Origin of the sequence: Streptomyces sp. NPDC001816 (assembly GCF_042892235.1) — a bacterium.
Classification (GTDB): Bacteria; Actinomycetota; Actinomycetes; order Streptomycetales; family Streptomycetaceae; genus Streptomyces.
Map to the genome: position 1 here is coordinate 942,762 of NZ_JBIATY010000002.1, position 25,031 is coordinate 967,792.

Genomic DNA, 25,031 nt, shown 5'->3' on the forward strand with positions numbered 1-25,031 from the left:
GGCGGCTCGGGTCGCTCAGAGACCGCTCGGATGGCTGGAAAGCCAGATGGCGTGTCGGTCGCGCATCCGGTCCCGCTCCTGGGGCGTGGTGAGGAAGATATCGGCGCCGCCGTCGTAGGGATGGTGGATGCGCCGCATCAGGATGTCGGTGATGAGGATGCCGGCCACCTTGTCATCGGCGATGTCACGTAGCGTCTCGTTGATACAGCCGTGCTGCCACGGCCGACGTGAGGCGAGGAGATGGCAGTAGGTGCGGAACTCCGGGTCGGGATCATCTCTCACCAGCAGGCTCTGCCAGTAGCCGGCGTCCGGCTGGTGCGGCGGCAGGCTGGGATCGGTCGTCCATACGGGAGTGATCACGTACACGTCCATGCCGGCGAACAGTTCATCGAGGACGGTGTTGTACCGCTCCAGGACGACGGCGTACTCGCCCTCGTCCTCTGCATAGCGCTTTGACTCCGGGAGACTGTGGAAACGCACCCAGACATCCTGATAAGGATCGCGGAGCTTGTACCCGACGGGAGGACACAGGGGCCATCGCTGTTGCCACAGCTCCGTCAACGCTGGCTGTCCGTCTCCGGCCACCCGCAGTGCCCGTCCTCTCGTATACGCCCCTGACTGGTGACCATGATGCATGCGCAACCGGGCGGTGGCGATTCGGTTCGTGAGAGCAGGTGAACGGAGCTGCGAGTCAGCAGGGTGGTGGGAGATCGTTCCGGTGCCTGTCTACCCGTCGCTGACCCGTGCTCTGGTCGTTGTTCTCTGGTTCGTTGAGGGATGCGATGACGAGCAGATGGATCCAGATGACGCGGTCAAGGTCTTGGAGGGCTTCCCCGAAGGTTTTGGACTCGTTGAGAATGACTCCTGACTTGGGATCTATTCATAATTCCTCGGGAAGGACATGATGAAGCTTCTCCTCACCGACTCCGGTATCAAGAACACGAGCATCCAGGACGCGCTGGTCGACCTCCTGGGGAAGCCGATCGCCGAGTCCAGCGCCCTCTGCATCCCCACCGCGGGGTACGGGGCCCCCGACGCGGATCCGGGCGGGCCGTGGCGATTCATCAGCGGACGATCTCCCAGCCCCATGACCGAGCTGGGGTGGAAGTCGGTGGGCGTGCTGGAACTCACCGCGTTGCCCAGCATCGACGAAGCACGCTGGGTCTCCTGGGTCCGGGACGCCGACGTCCTGCTGGTCAATGGCGGTGACGCGCTGTACCTGAGCCACTGGATGCGGCAGTCCGGGCTGGCGGAACTCCTGCCGTCGCTGCCCGACACGGTCTACGTGGGACTCAGCGCCGGGAGCATGGTGATGACCCCTCGCATCGGGCAGGACTTCGTGGGCTGGAAGCCGCCCACCGGCGGCGACAGCACGCTGGGCCTGGTTGATTTTTCGATCTTCCCGCACCTGGATCATCCGGCTTGCCCGGAAAACACCATGGCCGTGGCAGAACGATGGGCGGCCGGGATCGCGGGTCCGGCCTACGCGATTGACGAGCAGACCGCTATCAAGGTGGCCGACGGCGCCCTCGAAGTGATCTCCGAGGGCCACTGGAAGTTGTTCAACCCGACCCCATGAAGCGTTCTTCCATGGCGTGTTCGTGGTGCAGTGCTGGGGGGCGGGGGACAGGGGCCGCGCACGTGGATCGCAGCCGCTCGATCCGTCGGCCGAACCGGCGGGTGAACCCCGGAACCTGCTCGGCAAAGGTCTTGCGAGGACAGGTGCTCTCCGCACAGACGAACCGACGGACCCGTAACGACACCACGACGAGCTTGCCCGCCGTCGGCAGATCACGAGAAAACCGCAGATAGGAGCCATGTATTCGCCCGACCAGCGCCCGCAGCTCGGACAGTCCGCCTGCCTGCCCGTGCTCCGGGCCTCCACCTGGACAACCGCGTCGGCCACATCCACCGACTTCACGGACACGCCTTCCACCGAGGAGAACAGCAACTCATCCAGCTGCGGCTGTACTTCGTTCACGGCGCAGCACTGTCGACCACGCAGCAATCATGCCGGGCGATTTTCGGGCGACCTCAACCTCCGCCACACAAGATCGACAGCCACGCCGCGTCCGCGACCACAAGAAGTGGACCAGAGCCCCTAGAAATCAACGAAGCCAGCTCAGTAGGCGTGCACCTCGTACGCCGTCAGAACCCACCTGCGCGGACGGGGCATTCGTGCGGTCATCCCGCAGTCGACTGACCAGATCGCCGAACGTAAGCGCCGGGGCCCTTCGACCGCGACACCTACAAGCAGCGAAACGCCGTCGAGCGCCGCATCAACAAACCCGACACACATGCTGCAACCCCCTATGTGATCGAGCAATCCAGAAGTCGCCCGTCGCTGGTGCCGATGAGCAACCGACCATGCTGGGCCAGGGTCAGTGCCGTCGGTACGGCGGGCACTGCGGCTACGGTGAGGTGCCGACGCCAGCGCACGGTGCCGTCATGAAGATTCAGCCCGACGATCTCGCCATCGTCGTAGGTGACATAGATGGTCTCCGCGTCGCAATCAAGGCCGGTGGCCTTCCGATTCGTCCGGAAGACCCAGGCCGGCTGCCCATTCGTTGGTTTGCGCCGTATGACGAACGAGCCGTCGGGCTGCAACCCGTGGCCGTGGTAGACGGTGCCGGCATGAACGAGGCCACCATCTGCGGTCTCTACGCCAGGGCCGGCGAAGTGTGTCTCACCCGGCATCCAGGAGTAGGGGAACAGCCGTATGACTTCCGCCTTCGTCGGTTCGCGCGGGCGTTCGGCAACCGGCATCGCCTCCAGGTCGGCTGCGACGAGCCACGTTTCCTTCGGGCCGGGGTTCCGCTCGCCCTCCGCGCGCACGGTCTCCCGGGAGTAGATACGGCTGCCACGCCGGATGCGGAGCCTGCTCCGTTCTCCGGCTGATCCTGCAGGCGCGAGGGCCGGTGTGCCGTCAGCGCCGCGCACCAGGGACACCGGGGCGGAGGGAGTGAGGTGGTCGAGCTGTGCCCCGTCCGCTAGCGAGAGCCGGACCACGGCCTGGGGATGCTTTCCCCACTCGGGCCGGACCAGAGCGACCCAGGCAGATTGCTCATCTGCCGCGATGACAAGGTCCCGGCCGCCTTCGTCGTCCGGAACAGCCCACTGCCGCTGTCCCGACGGCAGCCAGGACTCCAGTTGGATCCCGTCAAGGGTTGCCAGGATCCTGCCGTCGGACAGCTCCTCGACTGCGCGGACGTTGCACCGGGGATCCCAGTCCGCGCTCAGAGAGGAGACCGTCCGGCGGGCGTCCTCCCGGCCGTCGGGGCGCGGAGCCGTCACGCGTGGCCCGGCCAGGTCGTATGCGGTGATCGACCGGGGTGATACGGCCCTCCAGTCGGGCCGACGCACCACCGCGACGTGCCCCTCGCCCCATGCATCTTTGTCCTGCCAGTCGTCAGGCGGTGCCATCAGCACACGTAGGTCCTCTTCGTTGAGCCATTCCAGGCCCAGGACCTGGCGGCCGAGATCGTGCTCGATGAGCGACGTGGGCATGCCCGTCTCCAAATCCAGCAGGAGAAGTTCCCCTTCAAAGAAGTAGCCCCCGTCGTAGCTGCCCGTGCCGACAGCCAGGAGGGGCAGCGCGGGGTGGAAGGCCATTGCGTGCACGGGGTAGCGCGCACGGAGAAGGGCTCGGCAGGCCAGATCGTCGGTGCCGTAGACACCAACCGGCGCAGTGCTGCCGAACTCCTGTATGCCCGCCACCGCCGTGTGTGTGCCCGCCACTGCCAGCAGACGGCGACGCTCGTCGTCGACCGCGAGAGTGGGTTCACCAACCTCGGCGAAGGGACGGTCACCGAGGATTCGGTCGATGCGGAACGGGATGGTCATGGCAATGATCTTCGCAATGGTCGAAGACGGCCGGAAGTCACGAACGTCAAGAAGCTGAAGACCCCGTACGCCGTCGAGGCCGTCTCTGGCGAACCTCGCGCTTGCGTCTGGAGCTAGAGGGCGTCTGAAAAGCCTGTCAGCGGGCCCATCTTGCGAGGCGACGCACCAGGAGCATGGCCATAGCGAGGTAGATGGCATTCTCCGAGCAGACGCGCAGGTACTCGTAGTCCTTCGACAAGCGGCGGCACCGTCCCAGCCAGGCGAACGTCCGCTGTACCAGCCAACGGCACAGAACCACCGCGAACTGGGGCACTTCCGGCGTCGGTGCCCCCACTCGGGCCCAGGTCGAGCGGAAACCACCGTCGCGGCGCTGCACGATCTCCACGGCGATGCCTGTGGCCTCCAGAGCCCAGGCGTGGAAGTCGGCGCCGCGATAGCCCTGGTCCGCCCACACGTGCTGCAGGCGCGGGAAAGCGTCGGCAGCCCGGGAGAACAGCACCACGGCGCCATCGCGGTCACCCACACTGGCCGGGCTCACGCAGGTGACCAGGACAGTGCCGCGGGTGTCGACGAGCAGGTGGCGCTTGATGCCGCTGACCTTCTTGCCGCCGTCGTAGCCGTGCAGACCACCGCTTTCACTGGCCCGAACACTCTGACTGTCCACGATGGCGGCACTGGGACTGGGATCCCGGCCCAGCTGCACCCGCTCGCGTTCCCGCAGCGCCGTCAGCATCCGCTCCCACACGCCATCCTTCTGCCAGCGCCGCCAGTAGTGGTAAACCGTCTGCCACGGCGGTAAGTCATGCAGCAAGAGTCGCCAGGCACAACCGGCCCGCAGCCAGTACACCAGCGCGTTGAGGATCTCTCGCCGCGCGTGCTTCGCCGGCCGTCCACCAGGCTTGACCGCCGGAACCAGCGGACAGAGCATCACCCACTCCGGATCAGACAGCTCCGTCGAGTAACGGGTACGCAGCCCGCACACCCCAGCCCCCGAACGTGCGTCACCGCCCCGCTATCAGGCGACTTGCCCGCTGACAGGCATTTCAGACGCCCTCTGGGGCGGTGCCGCGGTCGGGGCCGGTGCGGAGCTTGGTGAGGATCCGCCAGGCCTTGAGGTCGCGGCATCCAGCGGGAGGGATCGGCGAGCAGCCACCCACGCCGGGTAGCTGCCCAACAGGATGGGGCCAGCCACCGCTTCCACCGTGCGCCCGAACGCACCGAATTGTGCTGACGGCGCTTCGGTTCGACAGGCGGCCCAATCAGGCAGGCCCGATCAGCAACCCGAGGCGTGTCGAACCTAGAACGGAGGCCCGAAAGAGGTGGCGGGGACATCCGAGGCCAGCCGCAGAGCCTTTCGGACGTCCTGCTGGTACTTGTAGGAAGGGTGGTCCCAGGCGTCGTCAGTACGGTCCGAGTAACTGTTGTCCGAACGTGCCGCCACGGCCTTGCGCCACAGCTCGGCGCTCTTTCGAAGCTCCCCGACGTAGGCGGTGACCTTGGGCCTGGCACCGGCAGACCAGTTGGCGACTTCGAGGCCATCTGCCTCATGGTCCAGCGCGTCCGCCAGCTTCGCAGCCCAGGCACGACTGGCGGCCACGCTGCCCAGGTGCGGACAGGTCTTGAAGACGCGCGCTGAGGCCAGCTCCAGCTTGAGGAAGGCAAGCTGGTCTGCTGCCAGGCTGGTCTCCTGCTCGCGTACGCTGCCAGTGGTCTGACCGTCCGTGTCGGCCGTAAAGCAGGTGGCGGTCCTGTTACCCGACTGCTGGACCTCACGGGTCGGGTAGTAGTAGTTGATGCCCATCGTGTGGGGCAAGGACCAGTCGTCCATGACGTAGTCGGTCAGCCGATCGCTGCACTGGTGGTATGACTGTTTTGCGAGGAAGTCGTCGGCGCCGTTGGACCCGGTGAGAGCGACCGTGGCGAACACTTCGCCCTCGTGTGGCCGGGAGCACGGCACGGGTACCGCGGAGTAGACCTCTCCGTGCTGCGAGCTGGTGAAGCAGTCGCCCACCGCGAGGCTTACGGCCGACCGGTCGCCTGCGCCGGACATCCGCTTGTCCGGATTTTCGTCGGCGTCACCGGAGATGGCCCCGATTATCCGACTCATCGCCAGCACGACCCCACCGAGCGCTAGCGCACCCGCGATTGCTAGTCCGCGGCCCTTCTGGTTGCGCTTGGAGCCGGACTCAGACGGCGTGGGCAGCGGTATGGCTGGCATGGGTCTCCGGTCGACCTGGGCAAACACGTATGCGGAGCCGGAATCCTCGCACACGACCAGGCATATCTGTCACCCCAGTGCGCCATTCGACTCGCGCCTGATCTGGCCAACGGCGAGCCTTCGGCACGCTGGGGGCTAAAGGGTGTTGCGTTCCTGCCGGACCGCGCTGGTCCTCCTTGCCATGGCTCTCGCGCTCACGGCCTGCGGCAGGATCTGGAACCGGCCGCCGCCCGAGGGCGAATCCGTCGTGCTGAAGCCAGCCGAACTCACGACCACATGGACCGACGCCAACGGCGGCACCCTGACGCTGAAGCCAGATGGAACTTTCACCGCCAACAACGTATGCGGCGACTGGATGGGCGCCTCGGACTGGAACTGGACAGGACCCCGGTCAGGATCGGGCACCTGGAAAGACGACTCCGGCAAGACAGGGACCGCCGTCTGGCGGTCGTTCGACGCCAAAGGCCCCAAGGGGGATGACGTGGGAGACGTCCTTAGTCAGGCAGTCACATGATCACCCGGACAAGGTCCTAGAGGGTGCCGTATGCGCGGGGCTCCTCCGGCGGGTGCGGTGCGTTCTTGGCAGTGCGACGCACCTCTGCCAGCCGGGCCGGCCTGCTGCTGGGCAGTGAACCGATCTGGGCCGCGTCGACCGTGAGCCCCGAGCCCTGACTAGGTGTTTTTTCAACCCCCGATGGAGCACGCTGAGCGCTCGCCATGCCGAACACGTGGAAGGAGGGCGGCGACCGTCCGAGACGACCCTTGCGGTGCCTTGCATGGTGCCATCGTCTGACAGGATGGTGTGATGACGGCTAGTTTCGGACCCCTGCCTGTACCCCCGGTTCATGAGCCCGACTTCGAGGAAGATTTCACCGCTCCGCAGCTCAGGGAAGATCGCTGGGTCGATCACTATCTTCCGCACTGGACGTCACCCGAGCGGTCTCAGGCACGCTATGACATGGACGATTCCGGGCTGCGGCTCCGTATCGACGCTGACCAGCTGGATTGGCGAGAGGAAGACGCTCCGCTTCGCGTGTCCAATCTGCAAACCGGGGTCTTTTCCGGTCCAGCGGGCTCTCGGCGAGGAACACACCGGCATCGTTCGGATGGACTCGTTGTCCGCACGGAGACACCAGAGCGTTTGCTGTGGGCGCCCACCGCTGGACGTGTGGATGTGACCGTGAGTGCGAGTGTGAATGAGGGGTGCATGCTCGCGGCGTGGCTTGTGGGGACGGAGCATCTGTCCGAGAAGGACAGCGGCGAGATCTGCATCTTCGAGATCGACGCCGAGGCTGTCGGCGAGGGGAAGACTCACGCCCGGTGCGGAGTGAAAGCGCATTCAGACGCGCGGCTGGCAACCGACATGACGGAAGTCGTCCTTCCCTTGGACGCGTCGAAGCCCCACACCTGGACAGCCATCTGGGGACCATCAGGAACGCTTATCGGCTGCGAGGGCGTTGTCGTGAAACGGATGTCTCAGTCTCCCGGCTACCCGCTCTTCTTGATGATCGACCTCTTCGAGATCGGCCCTCGCTCGGGGTCCGACACCTCCTATCCGAAGAGTGCTCACATCCACCGCGTGCTTGGGTGGGATGCCGTTTCAACGTCTGACAGGAAGTAGCTTGGCGAAGAGGATGGCCCGGATCTGCCCTCGTAACCGGCTCAGGCTGTCGAGGCCGGCTTCTTCGACCAGCCCGGGGTGGGCATCTTCCGGATGAGCCGCTGGGTCATGAGGGTGATGAGTGCCCGGTTCAAATGGGCTTCGCTGTGCTGCGGGAGGCGCTCGTAGTCCCTCGCGTTGCGGCGGGCGTTCATGATCCACCCCAGGGTACGTTCGACTCGCGAGCATCGCGGGAGGACGACGAACCCTTTGACTCCCTTGGGGCGGGAGACGGTTTTGAGAGTGATGTGGAGGCAGCCATCGGCCCAGACCACGAGCTGGCCAGCGTAGACGGAGTCGGCCCAGGCCTGGGTGATCTCCGGGTGAGGATCGAAGCCACGCGTCGCCTTGCCTACGGTGGACGTGCCCTTGCCTGACTGCGAGTCGACGATCAGCACGACCGGATGGGGACATCGTCCCAGGCCAGTGCGGAGACGACGGCGGAGCTGGTCAGGGATGTAGAACCGTAAACGGTCTCCCACGGAGGCTACTTCGCCAAGTGGCAGAAGGACGGTGTGTTCAGCCAGCTCACCGGCGTGCTGCGTAGGCTGTTAAGGCAGCAGGAGGGCAAAAACGCGCGGAGCCGTCCGCGTGCGCGATCGACGCCCGCCACCAGCGTCCGGCCGCCGACCAGGGCAGGAGGCGGCGAAGAAGACCGTGGGCCGCAAGCGGAGCATCGTTACCGACCCCCTTGGACTGCTGCTCGCGGTGCTGGTCACGCCCGCGAGCGTGCAGGACTCCGTCGCCGGCACCCACCTGGTCGACCGGGTCGCCGCCGCCCATCCCTCGATCCGCAAGGTCTGGGTGGACGGCGGCTACCGCCAGCATCTCGTAGAGCACGCCACCCGGCTCGGCATGGACATGGAAATCGCCCAACGCACCCCCGGGAACAGGGTTCACTCCGCTACCCAAGCGCTGGACTGTTGAGCGGACCTACGGGCGGCTGATGTTCCGCCGCCGCATGGCGCGCGACTACGAAACCCTCCCGGCCCGGTCTGAAGCCATGATCCCCCTCGCCATGACCGACCTGATGGCCCGTCGCCTCAGCGGCGAAGCCACCATCTCCTGGCGCGACCCGACGCCCCTCTGAACCTTTTGTGACCGGATCGGTCCGCATCGGGGCATGATGGTGTCTTCTGCGTGAGCCATGGCGACGGCCAGGATCGGGGCATGAACAGAGCACTGATCGTCATTGATGTCCAGGAGTCGTTCCGGCAGCTGCCGAACTGGGCGGCCGTGTCCAACCCCGATGTCGCGGCACAGGTGGACCGCCTGGTCGAAGCCGCCCGGTCCAAGGGCGACCTGGTGGTATGGGTTCTGCACTCCCAGCCGGGCAGCGGAACCGCCTTCGACCCGGCCCTCGGCCACGTCCGCCTGATCGACGGCCTCGTCCCGTCCGATGGTGAGCCGGTGGTCACCAAGACCTCGCACAACGTCTTCACCACGACCAACCTGCAGCAGCTGCTGACCGAGCGCGGCATCCGCGAGGTGGTCATATGCGGCATCCGCACCGAGCAGTGCTGCGAGACGACCGCCCGGCTGGCCTCCGACTTCGGTTACGAGGTCACGTTCGTAACGGACGCGACGGCGACCCATCCGATCGAGCATTGGAACGCCCCCGCCGGGCGCTCCCTCGCGGAGATCCTCGCCGACCCGCTCAGCCTCTCCACGGACCAGATCATCGCACGCACCGAGTACGCGCTGGCGGGCCGCTTCGCGACCATCGCCAGCGTCGCCGAACTGACCGGCAAGGCAGCCACGAGCGGCGTAAGGGGCTGACCGGATCGTGACCCGTGTCGTCTTCCTGCTCGTCCCGCAGCTGCATCTCCTGGATCTCGCCGGGCCCGCCCAGGTCTTCACCACAGCGGCCGACTTCGGCTACGGGTACGAGGTGGGCTATGTGGCGGAGCGGGAGGACGTTCCCACCGCGCAGGGCGTGACGCTGCGGGTGGAGGTGAGCCTGCCGGAGGCCGCGCCCGACGATCTGCTGATCGTCCCCGGCTGGCGGGAGATGCGGCTCCGAGGCGGTGGGCCGATCGGCCCGGCCGCGCTGCGGTGGCTCGCGGATCACCACGCGTCCGGCGGCACCGTCGCCAGTGTCTGCGTGGGGGCGGACGCCCTCGGCCGGGCGGGACTTCTCGACGGTCGGCGCTGCACCACCCACCACGATGTGCAGGACGAACTCGCCCGGCGCTATCCCCGGGCGAGCGTTGTACGGGACGTCCTGTACGTGGTTGACGATCGCGTGGTGACCTCTGCGGGCATCGCCAGCGGCATCGACCTGGCCCTCCACCTGATCGCCGTCCGCCACGGCCCGGCAGCCGCCGCGCGCGTCGCCCGCCAAATGGTCGTCTACACCCGCCGAAACGGCGACGACCAGCAGGTGAGCGCGATGCTGCGGCACCGCGCGCACCTCAACGACGTGGTCCACCGTGTCCAGGACCTGATCGACACCCGCTTCACCGAGCACCTGGGCCTGGCCGATCTCGCCTCTGCCGTCGGCGTCAGCGAACGCACACTGACACGCCACTTCACGGAGTCCACGAGCCTGACCCCGTTGCGCTACCAGCAACTCCTCCGCGTCGAGCGCGCCGAACACCTCATCGGCCAGGGCGCGACGGTCGAATCGGCGGCCCGCTCGGTCGGCTTCCAGGACGCGCGAATGCTCCGCCGGCTCAGATCCCGTGGCTGAGCCCCCGGGGTGGGTGCGGTGGTGTGCGCCGGGGCCGGCGGGCGGGTTCCAGGTCTCTCGGTTCGGCAGGCTGCCGAGGGCTTCGACGAAGGATGTCAGAGGGCGGGCGAACAGGGCGCGGTCGGGCGCGGGCCACGCCGCTGTGAACGCCGAGCGGCGGCGGTGCACCTGGTCGGTCAGGACGCGTCCCGCCTCCATGCGGACCAGCAGGGCCCGGCGTCCGTCCGCCTGACCGGTCTCCCGCCGCCCGGCTGCGACGGGCGTTGCGCGGGGTCGGCGGTGCGGCAGCGGCCATCGACGATTCCGGCCTCCAGCCCGGCTCGAAGGCACCCTCAGTGGCGATGGGTGGAGGCCGGGTTGGTCAGCGCTTGCCGGCCCAACCGCTGCCGCCCTCTGTGATGTATAGAAAACTTGACATCATGTCGCTGCTGTTTGACACTGCCCATGTCAAGCTTTCTTTACATCGGGAGCGGCAGTGGCATTCGAAGAGAAACGTGCCTGGATCATGGTCCTGGTCACGGTCGCGTCATACGCGGCGTACCTGGGCGTCGTCCTCGGGCGGCACGAAGGAGCGGCGCCGCTGGCGCAGACGTCCTATGCGTCCCCGCTGCTGTGGACCGTCGGTGCGGCGATCGTCACGCAGATCGCGCTGAACATCACGGTGGCGATCGCGTCTCCCGAGGGCGCGAACACCAAGGACCAGCGCGACCGGGAGATCCACCGCTTCGGCATGTACATCGGGCAGTCGTTCATCGTGATCGGCGGCGTGGCCGGACTCGTCCTCGCGATGGTCCGCGCCGATCAGTTCTGGATCGCCAACGCCATCTACCTGGCGTTCGTACTGTCGGCGATCCTGTCATCCACGGCGAAGATCGTCGCCTACCGGCTGGGCTTCCACCCGTGGTGAGGCCGACCAGGGTCACCAACGCGATCCGCGCGCTGCGCTTCGCCCACGGCGAGATGACCCAGGCCGAACTCGCCCGCCGCATCGGCGTGACCCGCCAGACCGTCATCGCCATCGAACAGGGCCGCTACTCGCCCACCCTGGAGATGGCCTTCCAGATCGCCCGAGTGTTCGGCGTCCCGCTCGAAGAGGCTTTCCAGTACCCCGGAACCGATGAAACCGGCGAAATCGAGGGAGAGAGCAAGTGAAGGCCATCGTCCAAGACGCCTACGGACCGCCCGAGGACCTGCGTGTCCAAGAGATCGCACAGCCGGAGCCCGGTAGCGGCGAGGTGCTCATCCAGGTCCGGGCGGCATCCGTAGACCCGGGCGTCTGGCACCTCACCACGGGCCGGCCGTATCTGCTGCGCGCCCTCGGTTTCGGGCTGCGGGCGCCCAAGGCACGCGTCCGGGGCATGGATGTCGCCGGACGGGTCAAGGCCGTCGGCCCGGACGTCACCCGCTTCCAGCCGGGCGACGAGGTGTACGGCACCTGCGACGGATCGTTCGCCGAGTACGCCCGCGCCAAGCAGGACAGGCTCGCCCGCAAGCCCGGCAACGCCGGCTTCGAGCAGGCGGCCGTCGTCCCGGTTTCCGGCTGCACAGCCCTCCAGGCGCTGCGCGATGTCGGGCGACTGCGGTCCGGGCAGAGTGTCCTCGTCATCGGCGCCGGGGGCGGCGTGGGCACCTTCGCGGTGCAACTGGCCAAGGCCCTCGGGGCCGGCCATGTCACCGGTGTCTGCAGCGACGCCACAGCGGAGCTGGTCCGCTCCCTCGGCGCCGACGAGGTGATCGACTACTCGCGTCAGGACCCCACCGGCGGCACCCGCCGCTACGATCTCGTTCTCGACATTGCCGGCAACCGCCCCGTGGCCCGGCTGCGCCGCGTCCTCAGCCCCGGCGGGACGCTGGTCCTGGTCGGCGGTGAGGACGGCGGGAAGTGGTTCGGCGGCATGGGCCGGCTCCTGCGAGCGCTGCTGCTGTCTCCGTTCACCGGCCAGCGCCTCCGCGGCTTCTTCTCCACGCAGAGCCACGACGACCTGCGGCTCCTCGCGGAGCTCATCGAGGCTGGCGCGATGACCCCCGTCATCGACCGGACCTACCCGCTGGCCGACGTCCCCGAGGCCATCGGCTACCTGAGGAGCGGCCGCGCACGCGGGAAAATAGCCGTCAGCGTCTGACGGTGAGTTTCGCTCAAAGTGGGTGCCCGGCCAACGCCATGACTCCGAGAGGGAACGACATGCCAGTGTTGCGACAGGCCCGCGTCTCCGACCACGGCACGATCGTCGCATGTGTGCAGCAGTGGTGGGGGGACTCACGTGCCCCCGCGCAGGCCCGCGAGCTATCACTGCTGCTCCCCAAGTTGTTCTTGCAGTTTTTCTCCGGCACCAGCCTGGTCCTGGAGGACGAAGCCGGCATCAGGGCGTTCCTCATTGGTTTTCACGCCGCCGACAACGACGAAGAGGCGTACATCCACTTCGTAGGAGTGGATCCCAAGCTTCGCGGGCAGGGGGCTGCTCGGCATCTGTACACGACCTTCTTCCAGCAAGCCGCCGAAGTCGGCCGCACAGAGGTGCGCGCGATTACCTCGCCGGGAAACACAGGATCCATCGCCTTTCACCGCGCTATGGGATTCACCCTCGAAAGTGGGGACCGAGAGGTCGATGGTCTGCCCCTCCACAGTGACTACGACGGTCCTGGGCAGGACCGGGTCTGCTTCTACAAGAAGTTGGCCCTCTGATCCGCAATCACCACTTCGCCACACGAAGCACCGACGCGTAGATAGGGGTCAGCTGATGGGACTTCCCACAACGGCGCACACGTCCCGCCCCTGGCGGATCCACGAGATCGCCGGTGACACCTTGCCGTCGAGCAGGGGCACAAGCCACTGTCGGTGCTGATCACGACCGGACAGCGAGGCGACTCGCCGCAGTTCGAGCCGGTCCTCGAGGCGATCCGGGTGCCCCGGATTGGTCCTTAGGCATACGACTCCCGCGGCAACCGGGCCTACCTGCGAAGACGCGGTATCAAGGCGACCATTCCGGTCCCTGCCGACCGGGTCCGCAACCGCCAGAAACTCGGCTCCCGAGGCGGTCGGCCGCCGAAGTTCGACAAGAGCGATGGTTGTCACATAGGCGGGCTTGTTGTCATCTGCGAGGTTGGGCGCCGGACTCGGGGGTGTCGGCCGAGTCCATGGTGGTGGGTCGGCGTCCGCCGCAGCAGGCCACCACTGCTGTCGCCGTGGAGTTCAGGAGGATCGTGAACCACGATGACCTGTCCACCGCGTCGATGGATCCGGTACGAAGCGGCTCTTCCCCGGCTCGCCGAAGGATGTCGACGCTGTCGGCCAGGCCATCGATCGTGTGGCCACGCTTCAAGGAATGGTGCATTCGACGCCGGAAGACGCCCGCGTGCCGGTTGGCCGGGACCAGGCCGTCCCAGACGACGAAGTCAGCCCCGGCGATCAAGGCGTCACGTGCAGGCCCGCATGCCGGAGTCTGTTCGCGGAGCATGGCGATGAGGTCGTCGCGAGTCACACCGAGCCCCGGCGACAGGAAGACCAGTGATCGGCTATGTGTGACAACTCCAGCGCCTCCCTGGTGACAGTCCAGCTGCTTCGAACTGGTTTCTGTGCAGCCTATGTGGTGCCGTCGGTGACAACGGCCGAGCCTCGGCACACTTGGCCAGGTCCTTGATCCAGATCATCGCACCGCGAAGTGGAGGCCGGCGAGGTAGCTCGCGGGGGTCTTGTCGTAGCGAGTGGCGATGCCTCGCCAGGCTTTCAGCTTGTTGATCAGGCGCTCGACGGTGTTCCGCTCCTTGTAGAGCTCCACGGGTGGCTGACGGGCCAGCCACCCGTGGAGCCTCTCTTCTTCGGGTTGGCGGCCTGGTCCTTCCTTTCCGGGATGACTGCCTTGATGCCACGTGTGCGCAGGTGAGCGCGGTTGCCGCGGGACGAGTAAGCCCTGTCCCCGGCGACCGCGGCGGGGCGAGTACGCGGCCTTCAGACGGAGCTTGCGCCTGCGCCTGACACGTCGTCGCTCATCCCTTTCCGAGTCGGGTGCGGCGTCCTGCGTGTTTTGTTCCTCCGAGCCGCCCCCCTTTGCCGGGCCTTCTCCGCCTCCTCGGCGGCCGTCTCCCGATCGGCAAGCGTGTCGCAGTCGAGGTGCATCCCAGCGGCGTCGTGGTGGGCCCGGACGGTGGTGGAATCCACGCTGACCAGCGACAAGTCCACCTCACCCCGCTTCGCGGCTTCCGTAATCACGCCCTCCAGCAGGGCCTCGAAAACCCCGGCATCCCTCCACTGCCGGAAGCGGTTGTGGACAGTCGACCAGGCGCCGAACTCCTGCGGCATCTCCCGCCACTGGCCGCCCGTCCGAAACCGCCAGATCACGCCCTCGAACTGCCGGCGCAGCCGCTCGGGGTACGGGCCGTACTCACCGATCGGCAGGTACGGCTCAATGAACTCCCACTCGGCGTCTGTCAGTTGTACTCGCGTCACACACCAAGATCTGCCGGATCAGGCACGACCGCGAGGGCAAAACCCGCAAGCTGATCACAACCCGATACCCGTCCTAACCCGAGCCCAGGACGCCTGAATCAACCTCGGACTCACCCACACTGGCGGCAGCTGGCGACTCGCCCCGGCCCCATAGCGAACAGGGGCTGCCCGACCTACGGCCGGACAGCCCCGCACCAAGATCTTCATGAGCCTTCTAGCGCGACGCAGCGTGCACAAGCCGGACGAGATCGCCTACTACCTCGGCTACGCGCCCCTGGATGCCGGCTGGACGACCTGGTGCACGTCACCGGCACCCGGTGGGCGATCGAGGAGTGCTTCCAGGCGGCGAAGAACGAGTGCGGCCTGTGCTCCCTTCTGACCCGGAGACGACATCCAAAGGGGCATCAAGCTCGCGGTCCGCTACTAGGCGACCCGTCCTCGTGGCGGCCATCAACGAGCGGTTGTGACCAACAAGGCCATCGCAGAACCTAGAGCGGCCGCAGGAAGCGACGCTCATACCGGCGGATACATCCGGTCCGCCGAGCCAGCTCGATCGTGTCCTGACACTCGGGATCACGCGCGCTGTCAGTGCGGTACTGCTCATATGCCGCAAGGCTGGGGAAGGAGAAGAGAGCGTACGCGATGTCGCTGTCGCCCTCGCTGGGCAAGAAGTAGCCGTGATGTGTGCCCCCGAACCGGTTGACGAGGGCGACCCACCGACGACCGTATTCCTCGAAGTCCTCGATGCGGTCGGGATCAATCTCGTACTTGACGTGAACGGTGATCATGCGACGACATGATGCCTGAGTGGCGCCACACGACGGGAGGGGGCTTGGCGCCGAGGGCGCCGGAAAGGGGCATCGAGATCCACTTTCGATACCCGCCCTAAGCTCCGGTGCCAGCTGGCACGCCGTTCGCCCCCGCAAGCGGGTGTCGTCTCCTCCCAGGCGGCAGCGGTAGCGACCGCAGTGACGGCTATCAAGCTGACTGCGGCGCCGAACCCAGCCAGGCGGGTTCTCGACCCACGGCGCTTGGGGTCCGACCATGCTGCATTTGCGGCTCCTAAAGGCCAGGACACGTCCCGGGCGCACCGTTACTGACGCTGTGGTGCGCCCGGTGTGGCGTAGCCGAAGGCAAAAGACCAGGGGCGCCCATGCCAGCAGTCTGCACAAGGCCGAGAGCGAGCAGCGCCGAATCGACACCGGTGCTCAGGCGGGCACTGTCACGGCTGCTCCGATGGGCCACTGCGTCCCACCGCTCTCCTTTCGATGGCCGAAACTGCCAGAACCCCGTCCTTGCAGACACGCGCTCCAGTGCCGACGATGGCGTCATGGACGCGCCCCGCAGGATCGTGGTGACCCTCTTCGCCGGCGTCGAGTTGCTCGACGTGACCGGACCGATTGAGGTCTTCTCCGTTGCGTCCCAACTCGTCAAGAGATCCGGTGCACGCGGCTACGAGATGCAGCTCGCGGCGGAGCGGCCGGGGCCGGTGCGTACCGCCAGTGGTGTACAGCTGGTCGCCGACGTTGACCTCGCCCAGGCCGGGCGGGGAGCGGACACACTGATGGTGCCGGGCGCCATCGAGTTCGGGACCGCAGGACTGGAACCGGTGGTCGACCCTGCCCTGGTCGACTGGGTCGCCGAGACGGCACCCCGGGTGCGGCGAATCGCGTCCGTATGCGCAGGCGCCCACATCCTCGCTGCCGCGGGGCTGCTGGACGGACTCACCGTGGCCACCCACTGGTACACGGCGCCCCGGCTCGCCGCCGATCACCCGCGCATTGATGTCGACCCCGATCCGATCTTCGTCAGGGAAGGCCGGGTGTGGACGTGCGCCGGAGGCTGCGCCGGGATGGATCTGGCACTCGCATTGGTCGCCGAGGACCACGGTGACAAGGTCGCGCTGCAGGTCGCGCGGTTGCTCGTGATGTACCTCAAGCGGCCCGGTGGGCAGAGCCAGTTCAGCGTACCGCTGTCGCTGCAGGAACCCTCACGCGACAAGATCGGGGAGCTGCGCACCTGGATCGCCGACAACATTCGCGAGGACTTGTCCCTGGACGTCCTTGCCGACCGGGTCAACCTCAGCGTCCGGCACTTCTCCCGCGTATTCCGGGCCGAGTACGGTCGCACCCCTACCGCCTACGTGGAGGCCGCCCGAATCGAATTCGCCCGCCGGTTGCTTGAGGAGACGGACCGAGCCCTCGACGACGTCGCCGCCGCCTGCGGTATCGGCTCGGTGGAGACACTACACAGAGCCTTCCGCCGCCAGCTGGGGACCACACCGGCCGAGTACCGGTGTCGTTTCCGCACACGCGCTGCGGGACTCACACCCTCCTCAGTCCCAATCGCCGACGAAGCGGCCAAGCACGCCAGGACAACCGGCCGCGGTCCGCACCCCTGACAACTGCGACACAGACCCCCCAAAGACCACTCGACCACCCGTAGGTCAGCGTCGCCATGCCCGCAACCGACGGGCCAACCCACACCGCAAACACACTCGGGAGCACCACACCATGGAGATCACCACTACCTATGTCGGAACAGCGACCGTCTTGCTCACTATCGGGGAGCTGACAATCCTGACCGACCCCGTGCTCGACCCTGCCGGCAGCGAGTACATCGGCGAGGTGCCCGTGCTCGGTGGTACGTACAAGCTGCGCAGCACCACAGGTCCAGCACTCACAGCCGACCAGCTGCCCGCGATCGATCTCATCCTGCTCAGCCACGACGAGCACGAGGACAACCTCGATCTTGCCGGCCGCGCCTTGCTCCCCACCGCTACCACGGTGATCACCACGGTCTCTGGTGCATCCCGACTGGGCGGCAACGCGGTTGGGCTGGCGCCGTGGCAGAGCCACGAAGTCACGCACGGTGCCACCCGACTCAAGGTCACCGCCACTCCTTCACGGCACGGACCGGAAGGCATCGAGCCGATCATGGGAGACACCGTGGGGTTCGTACTGGAAGCCCCCGATGCGCAGGCCGCGATCTACATTTCCGGCGATACCGTCTACCACGACGCCCTCGACGAGATCGGCCGACGGTTCAAGATCGGCACGGCCTTCCTCCATCTCGGCGACGCCCACTTTGAAGTGGGTGGCGACACACGATTCTCGATGAACAGCGAGGAGGCGGTGGCTTTGGCCCGCTCCCTCGATGCGCAGAGCGTCGTTCCGATCCACTACGACTCCTGGGAGCACTTCGCCGAGCGGCCCGAGGCGATATCAACCGCCTTCGCGGACGCCGGCCTCGACGAGCGGCTGCAATGGCTCGTCCCAGGCAAGCCGCATCCGCTGACCTGGCCCACGCTGACCGCTTAAGCCATTCCGCTACTGGGGGTCTATCCGGCGCTGATTCGAGAGATCGGACATGAATGGCAGGCGAGTACCGGCGAAAGGAGCGCGGGATAATGGATTTGGCTGACACACCCTTCGGAATCACTGACTGGTCAGACGTTACCCCTTCCGTGCATGCGGGCGACTCGGGGAACGCGACCTGGCGCACACGTGAATTCGGTGGCGTGCGCGTTCGGATGGTGGAATACAGCCCCGGCTACGTGGCCGATCACTGGTGCAGTCGGGGCCACATCCTGTTGGTCCTTGAAGGAACACTCACCACGGAACTGGCAAACTGTGAAATCGTCACCATCAAGGCCGGCGGCAGCTATCAGGTCGGAAACGACACGCAGCCACACCGCTCAAGCACGCAAGAAGGCGCCCGTCTGTTCGTTGTTGACTGATGTGGCGATTAGGGTATCTACGCTATGAGCAGGAACGACCGGCCCGCGTTCCCCACCGCCCCACGGAGCACCGGCTGTGCCAACACGCTGAAGCACAAAAGCTCCCCCATCGGCTGTCCGCGGATGCGGTCCTCGGGCCGCGCCCGCTGACGGTGCTGCAGCTCGGGCTGTGCGATGGGGGCGCCGGTGGTGTTGGTCGCGAAGCAGGTCAGCCGCAGGCCGTCGGCGTCGGTTATCCCCCTTGGGCCAGTCCTTGAGGACGTCACCGCCGAGCTCGGTCACCCAGGCGCCATCGCGGATCTCCCCGCCCGGCTCGACTGCCGCTGTCCAGGCTGGCGCGGGAACATATACAGCGGCGTGGTGGATGGCGCCGGTGATGGTCATGCCGACCGAGTAGACAGCCACCGGCCGCGCCCTGGTCGACCGGGAGCTGTACCTGCCCAGGTCCTGGACCGACGACCGCGACCGGTGCCCCGCCACCCAAGTGCCCGACAAGCGCGACTTCGCCACCAAGGGCGCTCTCGTCCTCGCCCGCCTCGGTGGTCGGGTAGGCGCCGTCGACGCCGAAGAGCGAGGGCAGGTACACGCAGAAGCCGGCGTCGCGTATCCAGCGTGCCAACCGCGCAGCATCGGGGCTGATGCCGGGCATCTCGGGCATCAGAGTCACACTCGGTCCCCTTCCCGGCAACGGTGGGCCGCTTTGATGATGGCCGAATCTTCAGCAGAACCAGCCCAGCTTTTCACGAATAAGAACCCGCGCCGATAGGGGCGTTGGGGATCCCTGGTGGCCGGTTCGCTTCGGTCTCGGTGATCATGATGTTCCGACACTGTGTGATCATCGAGGAGGCCTGTGCCCGTCCTGCCATCATGGCTGGTCGAACCACTGTGGGAACAGTTCGCGGCATTACTGCCCGAGCGGTCGGTCCCTGGGCGCCGGTGAGTCACCTCACCTCGGTAAGGCACGCGGCGGGGGAACCGGGGGCGTGCGCCAGGGATGCATAATTCACGTAATTTCACCGGCCTTTGGCCCGAACTCGGGGACATCCACTCATGCGCTTTAGCACTGCCACCGTCATTGCCGCCGCACTCGTTCTGGGCCTCGGCCTTACCGCGTGCGGCGACTGGACCGACCCCGCAGACATCGGTGCCGTCGACGCGTGTACCACCGAGATGACAACTGTACGGTTCACCGCCTCGGCAAGCCACGCCAGCGAGTCCGAGCCTGCCGTCGCCACCATCAAGATCACCAACACCTCGGGCGGCACCTGTGTCATCGCCGATGGAGGCACCCTGACCGCCAAGGACGACCAGGGCAAGTCCGACCCCGTCGAGAGCGTCAACCACCCAACCGGCACCCACGATGTGACACTCGCGCCCGGCGTCTCGGCCACCGCCGATGTGCTCTACACCGACGTCAACTTCGAGGGCAGCGCGTCCGCCCGCGAAGTGTGCGGCGTCCAGGCCTCCCGTGTGCAGATCACGCTTCCCAAGAACTTCGCCCGCACGGTCAAGGTCACCAAGGCCGACGGCTCTGCCGGAGCCTTCAACGTCTGCACCCCGGACGGGAAGTTCGAGGACTTCCACGGCTGAGGGAGTTTCGGGAGGTTACTGCTCCTCGTCATCCAGGCGGGCCAGCCAAACGGTCAGCCGCTCCACCGCGCCCTAACGAGCTCGTGCACGGTAGCTGGTGAGACGCCGAGGACCTCGGCGGGGCTCGGTGTTCATGTCTGCGGTGTCGGGATCAAGGCTGTGGTCCGCTGATGGGAGAGCAGGCCGGCGACGGCACTACCGATGGGTAACTTGATGGTCGTATCGGCAGGCTGCATGTCCAGGGCATGGTCCTCGACGTAGTTCAGAGCGTGCCGGACGGCTCCGACCGAGACGATAGCGTCGCCAGTCGCGAGACGGCGACCAGTGGCGGAGTAGATGTGTACGTCGACAGCCGGGCTGTGAGGTCTGGGGTGATCGCGTCGGCGGACTCGGCGACCGCGCCGCCGATGACCACCAGTGCCGGGTTGAGCAGGATGCTCAGGGATGCGATCACCCGGGCCATGGACGTGGTCAGCCGGTCCAGGATCTTCAGAGCCACGTGATCCCCGTCGGCTGCGGCGGCGAACACCATCTCTGCCGTGAGGTCGTCGGGGGAGTTGTGGCACATCTCGCTCAGTGAAGTCGGCGCGGCGGACCGGACAGCTTCCCCGCCCCATGCGCGCGCGAGGGCGGCCAGACCCGAAAGCCCTTGACCCCCTCGAGCAGGCCCCACGTAGCCCAGCTCACCAAAGCCGCCCCGGCTGCCGTGCAGAAGCCGCCCCGACTCGAAGACTCCCGCGCCGATCCGGTCGCCCGCGAGTAGGACGGCGAGATCGTCAACGCCCTGGGCTGCTCCCCGCCACCGCTCGCCCAGCGCCGCCAGGTCGGCGACGGTGGACGACATCCGGTTGCATACCCCCTGCAGCGCCCGGAAGCCGAGCGGCTCCGCACGCAACTCCCACAGCACGAGCAGCATCCAGCGGCGCCCGAGCAGGTCCAGCAGCGTCATGATCGGCCGTCCGGTGCGCGATGACCACTCTGGTCGGCCGGGCAACGGCGCGGGCATGGGCAACCTCCACGATTACACTTCGATTTTCGAAGCGCTATGGTCGCTTCGTTTTCCGAAGCACACGTCAGGAGTGTAGTTCATGGCTCACACCCCCACTGGCCCTCGGATCCCACCCCTGGAGCCTCCCTACGACCCGACCACGAAGACCATGCTCGACAAGTGGATGCCGCCCAACAGCGGAATGGAGCCGCTGGCGCTCTTCCGCACCTTCGGGGTGCACGACGACCTCGCCTCCCGCATGCGACCGCTCGGCGCCGGCATCCTGGGACACGGCCGGGTCGAGCCGCGGCTGCGCGAGGTGATGATCCACCGCACCTGCGCTCTCTGCGGCGCGGAGTACGAGTGGGGGGTACACGCCGTCGGTTTCGCCAAGCCGCTCGGCTTCACCGATGCCCAGCTCTTCTCCACCGTCCACGGCAGCGCCGAGGATCCCGTGTGGTCGCAGGACGAGGCGCTGGTCTTCCGCCTCGCCGACGAGCTTTACGCGACGAACGGTGTCGGCGATGAGCTGTTCGCCGCCCTGAGCGCGCTGTTCTCGCCCGACCAGATCCTCGAGCTCGTGATCACCGCAGGGTGGTACCGGACGATCTCCTACGTCATCAACACCGCCCGGGTCGAGCTGGAGGAATGGGCACCGCGATTCCCTCTGGGATAGGTCGCACCCGGTGTGGCCGGGCCGGATACTCGCAGGTGACGGTACTGGCCGCCGGAGGCGGGTAGGGGTATCCGGGCAGGCTGCTGGGCGGACAGCACAAGGCAATGGGCTGATGGCCGCCCGGCTGGATGAGGGCGGCAAACCGGCAAGGACGGAACGCCTTGTGACCTCCGGCCCGGTCCTCGCACCACATGCTGGCCCGCCTGGCGCGGAAGATTCGGCGCCACCCCTCGGCAGTGTGATCGTCGGCGGCACCGGGTTCCTCGGGAACGGGGCCGCCTCGGCGAGCGTGTTCCCGGGGGTTTCGCACCTGTGCGAGGATCTCGACCCCGCTCTGCCTGCGCTGCGGCGGGGCCGGGCAGCCCTCCGTGTCCAGCCTCCCTGCTCGCGCGGATACCGCCACAGCTTCGCGCGCAGTAGTGCGGCCTTATCCAGGCATGGACCGGGCCGCCCACTCGGCTGCTTCACATGGCCCTCTCGATCCCGCCGAGGATCAGGTCGAGCCCGAACTCGTCGCTGTAGTCGTAGCCGGGGCGCAGCACCTGCTCCGGGCACGGCGCGCCGCCCACGGCGACCGTGACCGCCGACCGCGGCCCCCGGCCGAGCTGGTTGTTAGCTCGGCCAGGTGTAGGTACCGGTCGGTCGCCTCCTGCGTGAGGATGGCCTGCGCCAGCTCCGCAGTCTCCTCGGGGGTGTCGAAGGGCAGGCTGCGTTCCTGCAGGGCGAACCCGTAGACGTAGCTGCCGAGGGCCGAGTAGAAGACCTGAGCCAGAACGATGGTGAGGGCGATCTGTGCTGTTCTCATGCGTCGGCGGTCCTGCGGCGGCGGCGTTCGGCTCCCAGGCGGGCGTAATAGTCGACGATTTCGGGGGCGTCCACGGCGGCGGGGTTGGCGACCTGCTCGGGGGGAGTGCCCTGGAGAAGGCGCTTGACGGGGACTTCGAGTTTCTTGCCGGTGCGTGTGTGCGGGATGGCCGGGACTTCGAGGATCTCGTCGGGGACGTGACGAGGGGAGGCGCCGGTGCGGATCGCTTCCTTGATCTTCTTGCGGAGGGCGTCATCCAGGGTCACTCCTGCGGCGGGGACCACGAACAGGGGCATCCAGTAGCCGCCGTCAGGTTCCTCCGCGCCGATGACGAGGGCTTCGGTGATTTCGGGAAGGCGTTCAACGACGTCGTAAATGTCGGCGCTGCCCAGGCGTACGCCCTTGCGGTTCAGCGTGCTGTCGGATCGGCCGTGGACGATCACCGAGCCGTGACCCGTGATCGTGATCCAGTCGCCGTGCCGCCACACGCCGGGGTAGGAGGAGAAGTAGGCGTCGCGGTAGCGGGTGCCGTGAGGGTCGTTCCAGAAGTACAGCGGCATCGACGGCATGGGGCGGGTGACGACCAGCTCGCCGACCTCGTCGGTGACTGGGAGGCCGTCGGCGTCGTAGGCGGCCAGAGCCACGCCGAGGTGGGGCGCGGACAACTCCCCGGCCCAGACGGGCGTGTTGGGCGCGCTGCCGGCGAAGCCGGACACCACGTCCGTGCCGCCGCTGGTGGACGCGAGCAGGACATGGTCGCCCACGTGGTCGCGGACCCAGGGGTAGGCGGAGGCCGGCAGGGCGGAGCCGGTGCAGCCGACCACGCGGACGGAAGACAGGTCGTGGCCGGACGGGTCGATGCCGAACTTGGCCATGCTCAGCAGGTACTGGGGGCTTGTGCCGAAAACGGTCACCCGGTGGCGCGCGGCCAGCTCCCACAGGATGTCGAGCTTGGCGAAGGGCGCAGGGCTACCGTCGTACGTGCACGTCGTGGCACCGGTCAGCAGTGTGGAGACGACCAGGTTCCACATCATCCAGTGGGTGGTGGTGTACCAGAGCAGGCGGTCGCCGGGGCTCAGGTCAGAGTGCAGGCCCAGTGTCTTCAGGTGCTCAAGCAGAACCCCTCCGTGGCCGTGGACGATGCCCTTGGGCAGGCCGGTGGTGCCGGAGGAGAACACGACCCACAGCGGGTGGTCGAACGGCACCGGCGTGCAGGCCAGCTCCTCAGTGCGGGTGGACGCGTCCTCCCACGGCACCACCAGGGACGGGTAGGTGGCTTCGAGCCATGGCAGGCCCACGTGGTCCACCAGCAGCGTCGCCTTCAATGTCGGCAGGGCGCTGGCCAGTTCGAGGGCAGCTTCCCGGCGGTCGTGGGTGGTGCCGTTGAAGAGGTAGCCGTCGGCGGCGATCAGGACGGTGGGTTTGAGCTGTGCGAACCGGTCGGCAGCGGCCTTGGGGGCGTAGTCCTGCCCGCACACCGACCACACGGCGCCGAGACTTGCGGCGGCGAGGAAGGAGACGATCGCGTGTGGGGTGTTGGGCAGGTAGCCCACCACTCGGTCGCCCCGCCCCACACCCAGGTCGCGCAGGGTTGCTGCCACCGAGGCGACCTGGGAGCGTAGCCGCTTTCCGGTCATCTCGTACCCGAAGCCGGTCTCGTGGAGGGCGATGATCGCCACGTCGTCGTCCGTGAGGTTGCGCAGGGCGTGGTGGGCGTAGTTGAGGGTGGCACCGGCGAACCAGCGGGCGCCCGGCATGGTCTCCTCGGCCAGGACCCGCTCGTACGGGGTGTCCGCCTCGACGTCGAAGTACTCCCATACCGCGCCCCAGAAGCCCTCCAGGTCGGTGACCGACCAGCGGTGCAGGGCGGCGTAGTCGGCGCCGCCCTCCCGGGCCCCTGTGCCGAGCCGCCCAGCGCGCGAAGTCCACGATGCGGCTGGCCGCTGCGGCCTCCGCATCGGGTGTGAAGAACGGGTTCGGGTACGGCGTGTTCATCGCCGCATGCTCCTCAACAGGCTTTTCCGGACCGATCCGTTGAGCAGGGACAAGGGATTCGTGCGGTATGCAGCAGGGAAGCAGCGCGGCGTCCGCCCGTGCCTTGCGCAGCCAGGCGGTGAGCCGACCGTTGTCGCCGTGGACGGTCCGGGCACCGAGGCCGTCGGCGATCGCCTGCAGCGCGGGGACGGCGGTGCAGCCGTCACCAGGGCGAGGGAGTCGCCGAGCAGGTCGTCGAATCGGGCGCGGCGTTGGAGGACGACGATATGCATTCCGCGCTGGGCCAGGAGGGCGGCGGTCACGCCCACGGGTCCGGCTCCGACGATCACGACGGGTACGTCAGCCGAGTTGGCTCGACCGTCATGTGCGGCTCACTTCGGG

The 25,031-nt window shown here is 67.2% G+C and carries 21 protein-coding genes and 9 pseudogenes; 20 read left to right on the top strand and 10 right to left on the bottom strand.

Features of this window, described 5'->3' with window-relative positions; genetic code table 11:
• Positions 1–15: 15 nt before the first annotated feature.
• Positions 16–480, bottom strand: coding sequence for a hypothetical protein (locus ACFYZZ_RS10250; RefSeq protein ID WP_389173452.1), 465 nt, complete (start codon positions 478–480; stop codon positions 16–18).
• Positions 481–904: 424 nt separating this feature from the next.
• Here ACFYZZ_RS10250 and ACFYZZ_RS10255 point away from each other — a divergent pair, with 424 nt between their 5' ends.
• Together ACFYZZ_RS10255 and ACFYZZ_RS10260 are read left to right on the top strand one after the other, a co-directional pair.
• Complete coding sequence (locus ACFYZZ_RS10255; RefSeq protein ID WP_389173454.1) at positions 905–1,579, top strand: Type 1 glutamine amidotransferase-like domain-containing protein; 675 nt, start codon at positions 905–907, stop codon at positions 1,577–1,579.
• A gap of 550 nt (positions 1,580–2,129) precedes the next feature.
• Positions 2,130–2,287 (top strand): annotated as a pseudogene (locus ACFYZZ_RS10260) (IS5/IS1182 family transposase); the annotation flags it as partial.
• A 23-nt stretch (positions 2,288–2,310) separates the two neighbouring features.
• On the opposite strand, the gene ACFYZZ_RS10265 reads toward ACFYZZ_RS10260, so the two are convergent.
• From ACFYZZ_RS10265 to ACFYZZ_RS10275, 3 genes are all read right to left on the bottom strand, one after another.
• Positions 2,311–3,843, bottom strand: a complete 1,533-nt coding sequence (locus tag ACFYZZ_RS10265; protein ID WP_389173456.1) for a hypothetical protein — start codon at positions 3,841–3,843, stop codon at positions 2,311–2,313.
• Positions 3,844–3,979: 136 nt separating this feature from the next.
• The gene (locus ACFYZZ_RS10270) at positions 3,980–4,825 is read right to left on the bottom strand and encodes an IS5 family transposase (protein WP_389173458.1); all 846 of its coding nucleotides are present in this window, start codon (positions 4,823–4,825) and stop codon (positions 3,980–3,982) included.
• A gap of 315 nt (positions 4,826–5,140) precedes the next feature.
• Positions 5,141–6,061 carry a septum formation family protein gene (locus ACFYZZ_RS10275; protein WP_389173460.1) on the bottom strand — a complete coding sequence of 307 codons (921 nt, stop codon included), beginning with the start codon at positions 6,059–6,061 and terminating at the stop codon, positions 5,141–5,143.
• A 181-nt stretch (positions 6,062–6,242) separates the two neighbouring features.
• On the opposite strand from ACFYZZ_RS10275, the gene ACFYZZ_RS10280 reads away from it, so the two are divergent.
• Both ACFYZZ_RS10280 and ACFYZZ_RS10285 read left to right on the top strand, forming a co-directional pair.
• Entirely contained in the window at positions 6,243–6,575 is a 333-nt protein-coding gene (locus ACFYZZ_RS10280) for a hypothetical protein (protein WP_389173462.1), read from the top strand.
• Between the two features lie 693 nt (positions 6,576–7,268).
• Positions 7,269–7,682 carry a hypothetical protein gene (locus ACFYZZ_RS10285; RefSeq protein ID WP_389173464.1) on the top strand — a complete coding sequence of 138 codons (414 nt, stop codon included), beginning with the start codon at positions 7,269–7,271 and terminating at the stop codon, positions 7,680–7,682.
• Between the two features lie 44 nt (positions 7,683–7,726).
• Here ACFYZZ_RS10285 and ACFYZZ_RS10290 read toward each other — a convergent pair.
• Positions 7,727–8,173: pseudogene (locus ACFYZZ_RS10290) on the bottom strand (IS5/IS1182 family transposase); the annotation flags it as partial.
• A gap of 33 nt (positions 8,174–8,206) precedes the next feature.
• Here ACFYZZ_RS10290 and ACFYZZ_RS10295 point away from each other — a divergent pair.
• From ACFYZZ_RS10295 to ACFYZZ_RS10330, 8 genes and pseudogenes are all read left to right on the top strand, one after another.
• Positions 8,207–8,811 (top strand): annotated as a pseudogene (locus ACFYZZ_RS10295) (IS5 family transposase); the annotation flags it as partial.
• A gap of 80 nt (positions 8,812–8,891) precedes the next feature.
• Positions 8,892–9,500 (top strand): cysteine hydrolase family protein, encoded by a 609-nt coding sequence (locus ACFYZZ_RS10300; protein ID WP_389173466.1) that lies wholly within the window; start codon positions 8,892–8,894, stop codon positions 9,498–9,500.
• Positions 9,501–9,507: 7 nt separating this feature from the next.
• Positions 9,508–10,413 (top strand): GlxA family transcriptional regulator, encoded by a 906-nt coding sequence (locus ACFYZZ_RS10305; RefSeq protein WP_389173467.1) that lies wholly within the window; start codon positions 9,508–9,510, stop codon positions 10,411–10,413.
• Between the two features lie 475 nt (positions 10,414–10,888).
• Positions 10,889–11,320, top strand: coding sequence for a hypothetical protein (locus ACFYZZ_RS10310; protein ID WP_389173469.1), 432 nt, complete (start codon positions 10,889–10,891; stop codon positions 11,318–11,320).
• The gene (locus ACFYZZ_RS10315) at positions 11,314–11,565 is read left to right on the top strand and encodes a helix-turn-helix transcriptional regulator (protein WP_389173471.1); all 252 of its coding nucleotides are present in this window, start codon (positions 11,314–11,316) and stop codon (positions 11,563–11,565) included. Before ACFYZZ_RS10310 ends, ACFYZZ_RS10315 begins: the two co-directional genes overlap by 7 nt.
• Positions 11,562–12,536 carry an NAD(P)-dependent alcohol dehydrogenase gene (locus tag ACFYZZ_RS10320; RefSeq protein ID WP_389173473.1) on the top strand — a complete coding sequence of 325 codons (975 nt, stop codon included), beginning with the start codon at positions 11,562–11,564 and terminating at the stop codon, positions 12,534–12,536. Before ACFYZZ_RS10315 ends, ACFYZZ_RS10320 begins: the two co-directional genes overlap by 4 nt.
• Positions 12,537–12,595: 59 nt before the next feature.
• Complete coding sequence (locus ACFYZZ_RS10325; RefSeq protein ID WP_389173474.1) at positions 12,596–13,096, top strand: GNAT family N-acetyltransferase; 501 nt, start codon at positions 12,596–12,598, stop codon at positions 13,094–13,096.
• A 117-nt stretch (positions 13,097–13,213) separates the two neighbouring features.
• Positions 13,214–13,474, top strand: a pseudogene (locus ACFYZZ_RS10330) (transposase); the annotation flags it as partial.
• A gap of 551 nt (positions 13,475–14,025) precedes the next feature.
• Here the strand turns inward: ACFYZZ_RS10330 and ACFYZZ_RS10335 are convergent.
• Positions 14,026–14,857: pseudogene (locus tag ACFYZZ_RS10335) on the bottom strand (IS5 family transposase); the annotation flags it as partial.
• Positions 14,858–15,068: 211 nt separating this feature from the next.
• Between ACFYZZ_RS10335 and ACFYZZ_RS10340 the strand changes: the two are divergent.
• Positions 15,069–15,223 (top strand): annotated as a pseudogene (locus ACFYZZ_RS10340) (IS701 family transposase); the annotation flags it as partial.
• Positions 15,224–15,345: 122 nt separating this feature from the next.
• Here ACFYZZ_RS10340 and ACFYZZ_RS10345 read toward each other — a convergent pair.
• On the bottom strand, positions 15,346–15,645 hold the full coding sequence (locus tag ACFYZZ_RS10345; RefSeq protein ID WP_389173476.1) for an NIPSNAP family protein: 300 nt from the start codon (positions 15,643–15,645) through the stop codon (positions 15,346–15,348).
• Positions 15,646–16,187: 542 nt separating this feature from the next.
• Here ACFYZZ_RS10345 and ACFYZZ_RS10350 point away from each other — a divergent pair.
• The 6 genes and pseudogenes from ACFYZZ_RS10350 to ACFYZZ_RS10375 all read left to right on the top strand — a co-directional run bounded on the left by ACFYZZ_RS10350 (position 16,188) and on the right by ACFYZZ_RS10375 (position 20,186).
• Complete coding sequence (locus ACFYZZ_RS10350; RefSeq protein WP_389173478.1) at positions 16,188–17,258, top strand: GlxA family transcriptional regulator; 1,071 nt, start codon at positions 16,188–16,190, stop codon at positions 17,256–17,258.
• Between the two features lie 112 nt (positions 17,259–17,370).
• Complete coding sequence (locus ACFYZZ_RS10355) at positions 17,371–18,177, top strand: MBL fold metallo-hydrolase (protein WP_389173480.1); 807 nt, start codon at positions 17,371–17,373, stop codon at positions 18,175–18,177.
• Positions 18,178–18,266: 89 nt separating this feature from the next.
• Positions 18,267–18,596 carry a DHCW motif cupin fold protein gene (locus tag ACFYZZ_RS10360; RefSeq protein ID WP_389173481.1) on the top strand — a complete coding sequence of 110 codons (330 nt, stop codon included), beginning with the start codon at positions 18,267–18,269 and terminating at the stop codon, positions 18,594–18,596.
• A 406-nt stretch (positions 18,597–19,002) separates the two neighbouring features.
• A pseudogene (locus ACFYZZ_RS10365) lies at positions 19,003–19,125 on the top strand (IS701 family transposase); the annotation flags it as partial.
• Between the two features lie 321 nt (positions 19,126–19,446).
• Positions 19,447–19,521 (top strand): annotated as a pseudogene (locus ACFYZZ_RS10370) (IS5/IS1182 family transposase); the annotation flags it as partial.
• Between the two features lie 125 nt (positions 19,522–19,646).
• Positions 19,647–20,186, top strand: coding sequence for a DUF4232 domain-containing protein (locus ACFYZZ_RS10375; RefSeq protein WP_389173483.1), 540 nt, complete (start codon positions 19,647–19,649; stop codon positions 20,184–20,186).
• Positions 20,187–20,448: 262 nt separating this feature from the next.
• Here ACFYZZ_RS10375 and ACFYZZ_RS10380 read toward each other — a convergent pair whose 3' ends face one another.
• On the bottom strand, positions 20,449–21,135 hold the full coding sequence (locus tag ACFYZZ_RS10380; protein ID WP_389173485.1) for an ROK family protein: 687 nt from the start codon (positions 21,133–21,135) through the stop codon (positions 20,449–20,451).
• A gap of 139 nt (positions 21,136–21,274) precedes the next feature.
• On the opposite strand from ACFYZZ_RS10380, the gene ACFYZZ_RS10385 reads away from it, so the two are divergent.
• Positions 21,275–21,850, top strand: a complete 576-nt coding sequence (locus tag ACFYZZ_RS10385; RefSeq protein WP_389173486.1) for a carboxymuconolactone decarboxylase family protein — start codon at positions 21,275–21,277, stop codon at positions 21,848–21,850.
• 801 nt (positions 21,851–22,651) lie between these two features.
• Here ACFYZZ_RS10385 and ACFYZZ_RS10390 read toward each other — a convergent pair.
• Both ACFYZZ_RS10390 and ACFYZZ_RS10395 read right to left on the bottom strand, forming a co-directional pair.
• Positions 22,652–24,650, bottom strand: a pseudogene (locus ACFYZZ_RS10390) (acetoacetate--CoA ligase).
• Entirely contained in the window at positions 24,647–24,979 is a 333-nt protein-coding gene (locus tag ACFYZZ_RS10395) for a hypothetical protein (RefSeq protein WP_389173488.1), read from the bottom strand. Before ACFYZZ_RS10395 ends, ACFYZZ_RS10390 begins: the two are co-directional and overlap by 4 nt.
• Positions 24,980–25,031: the final 52 nt, after the last annotated feature.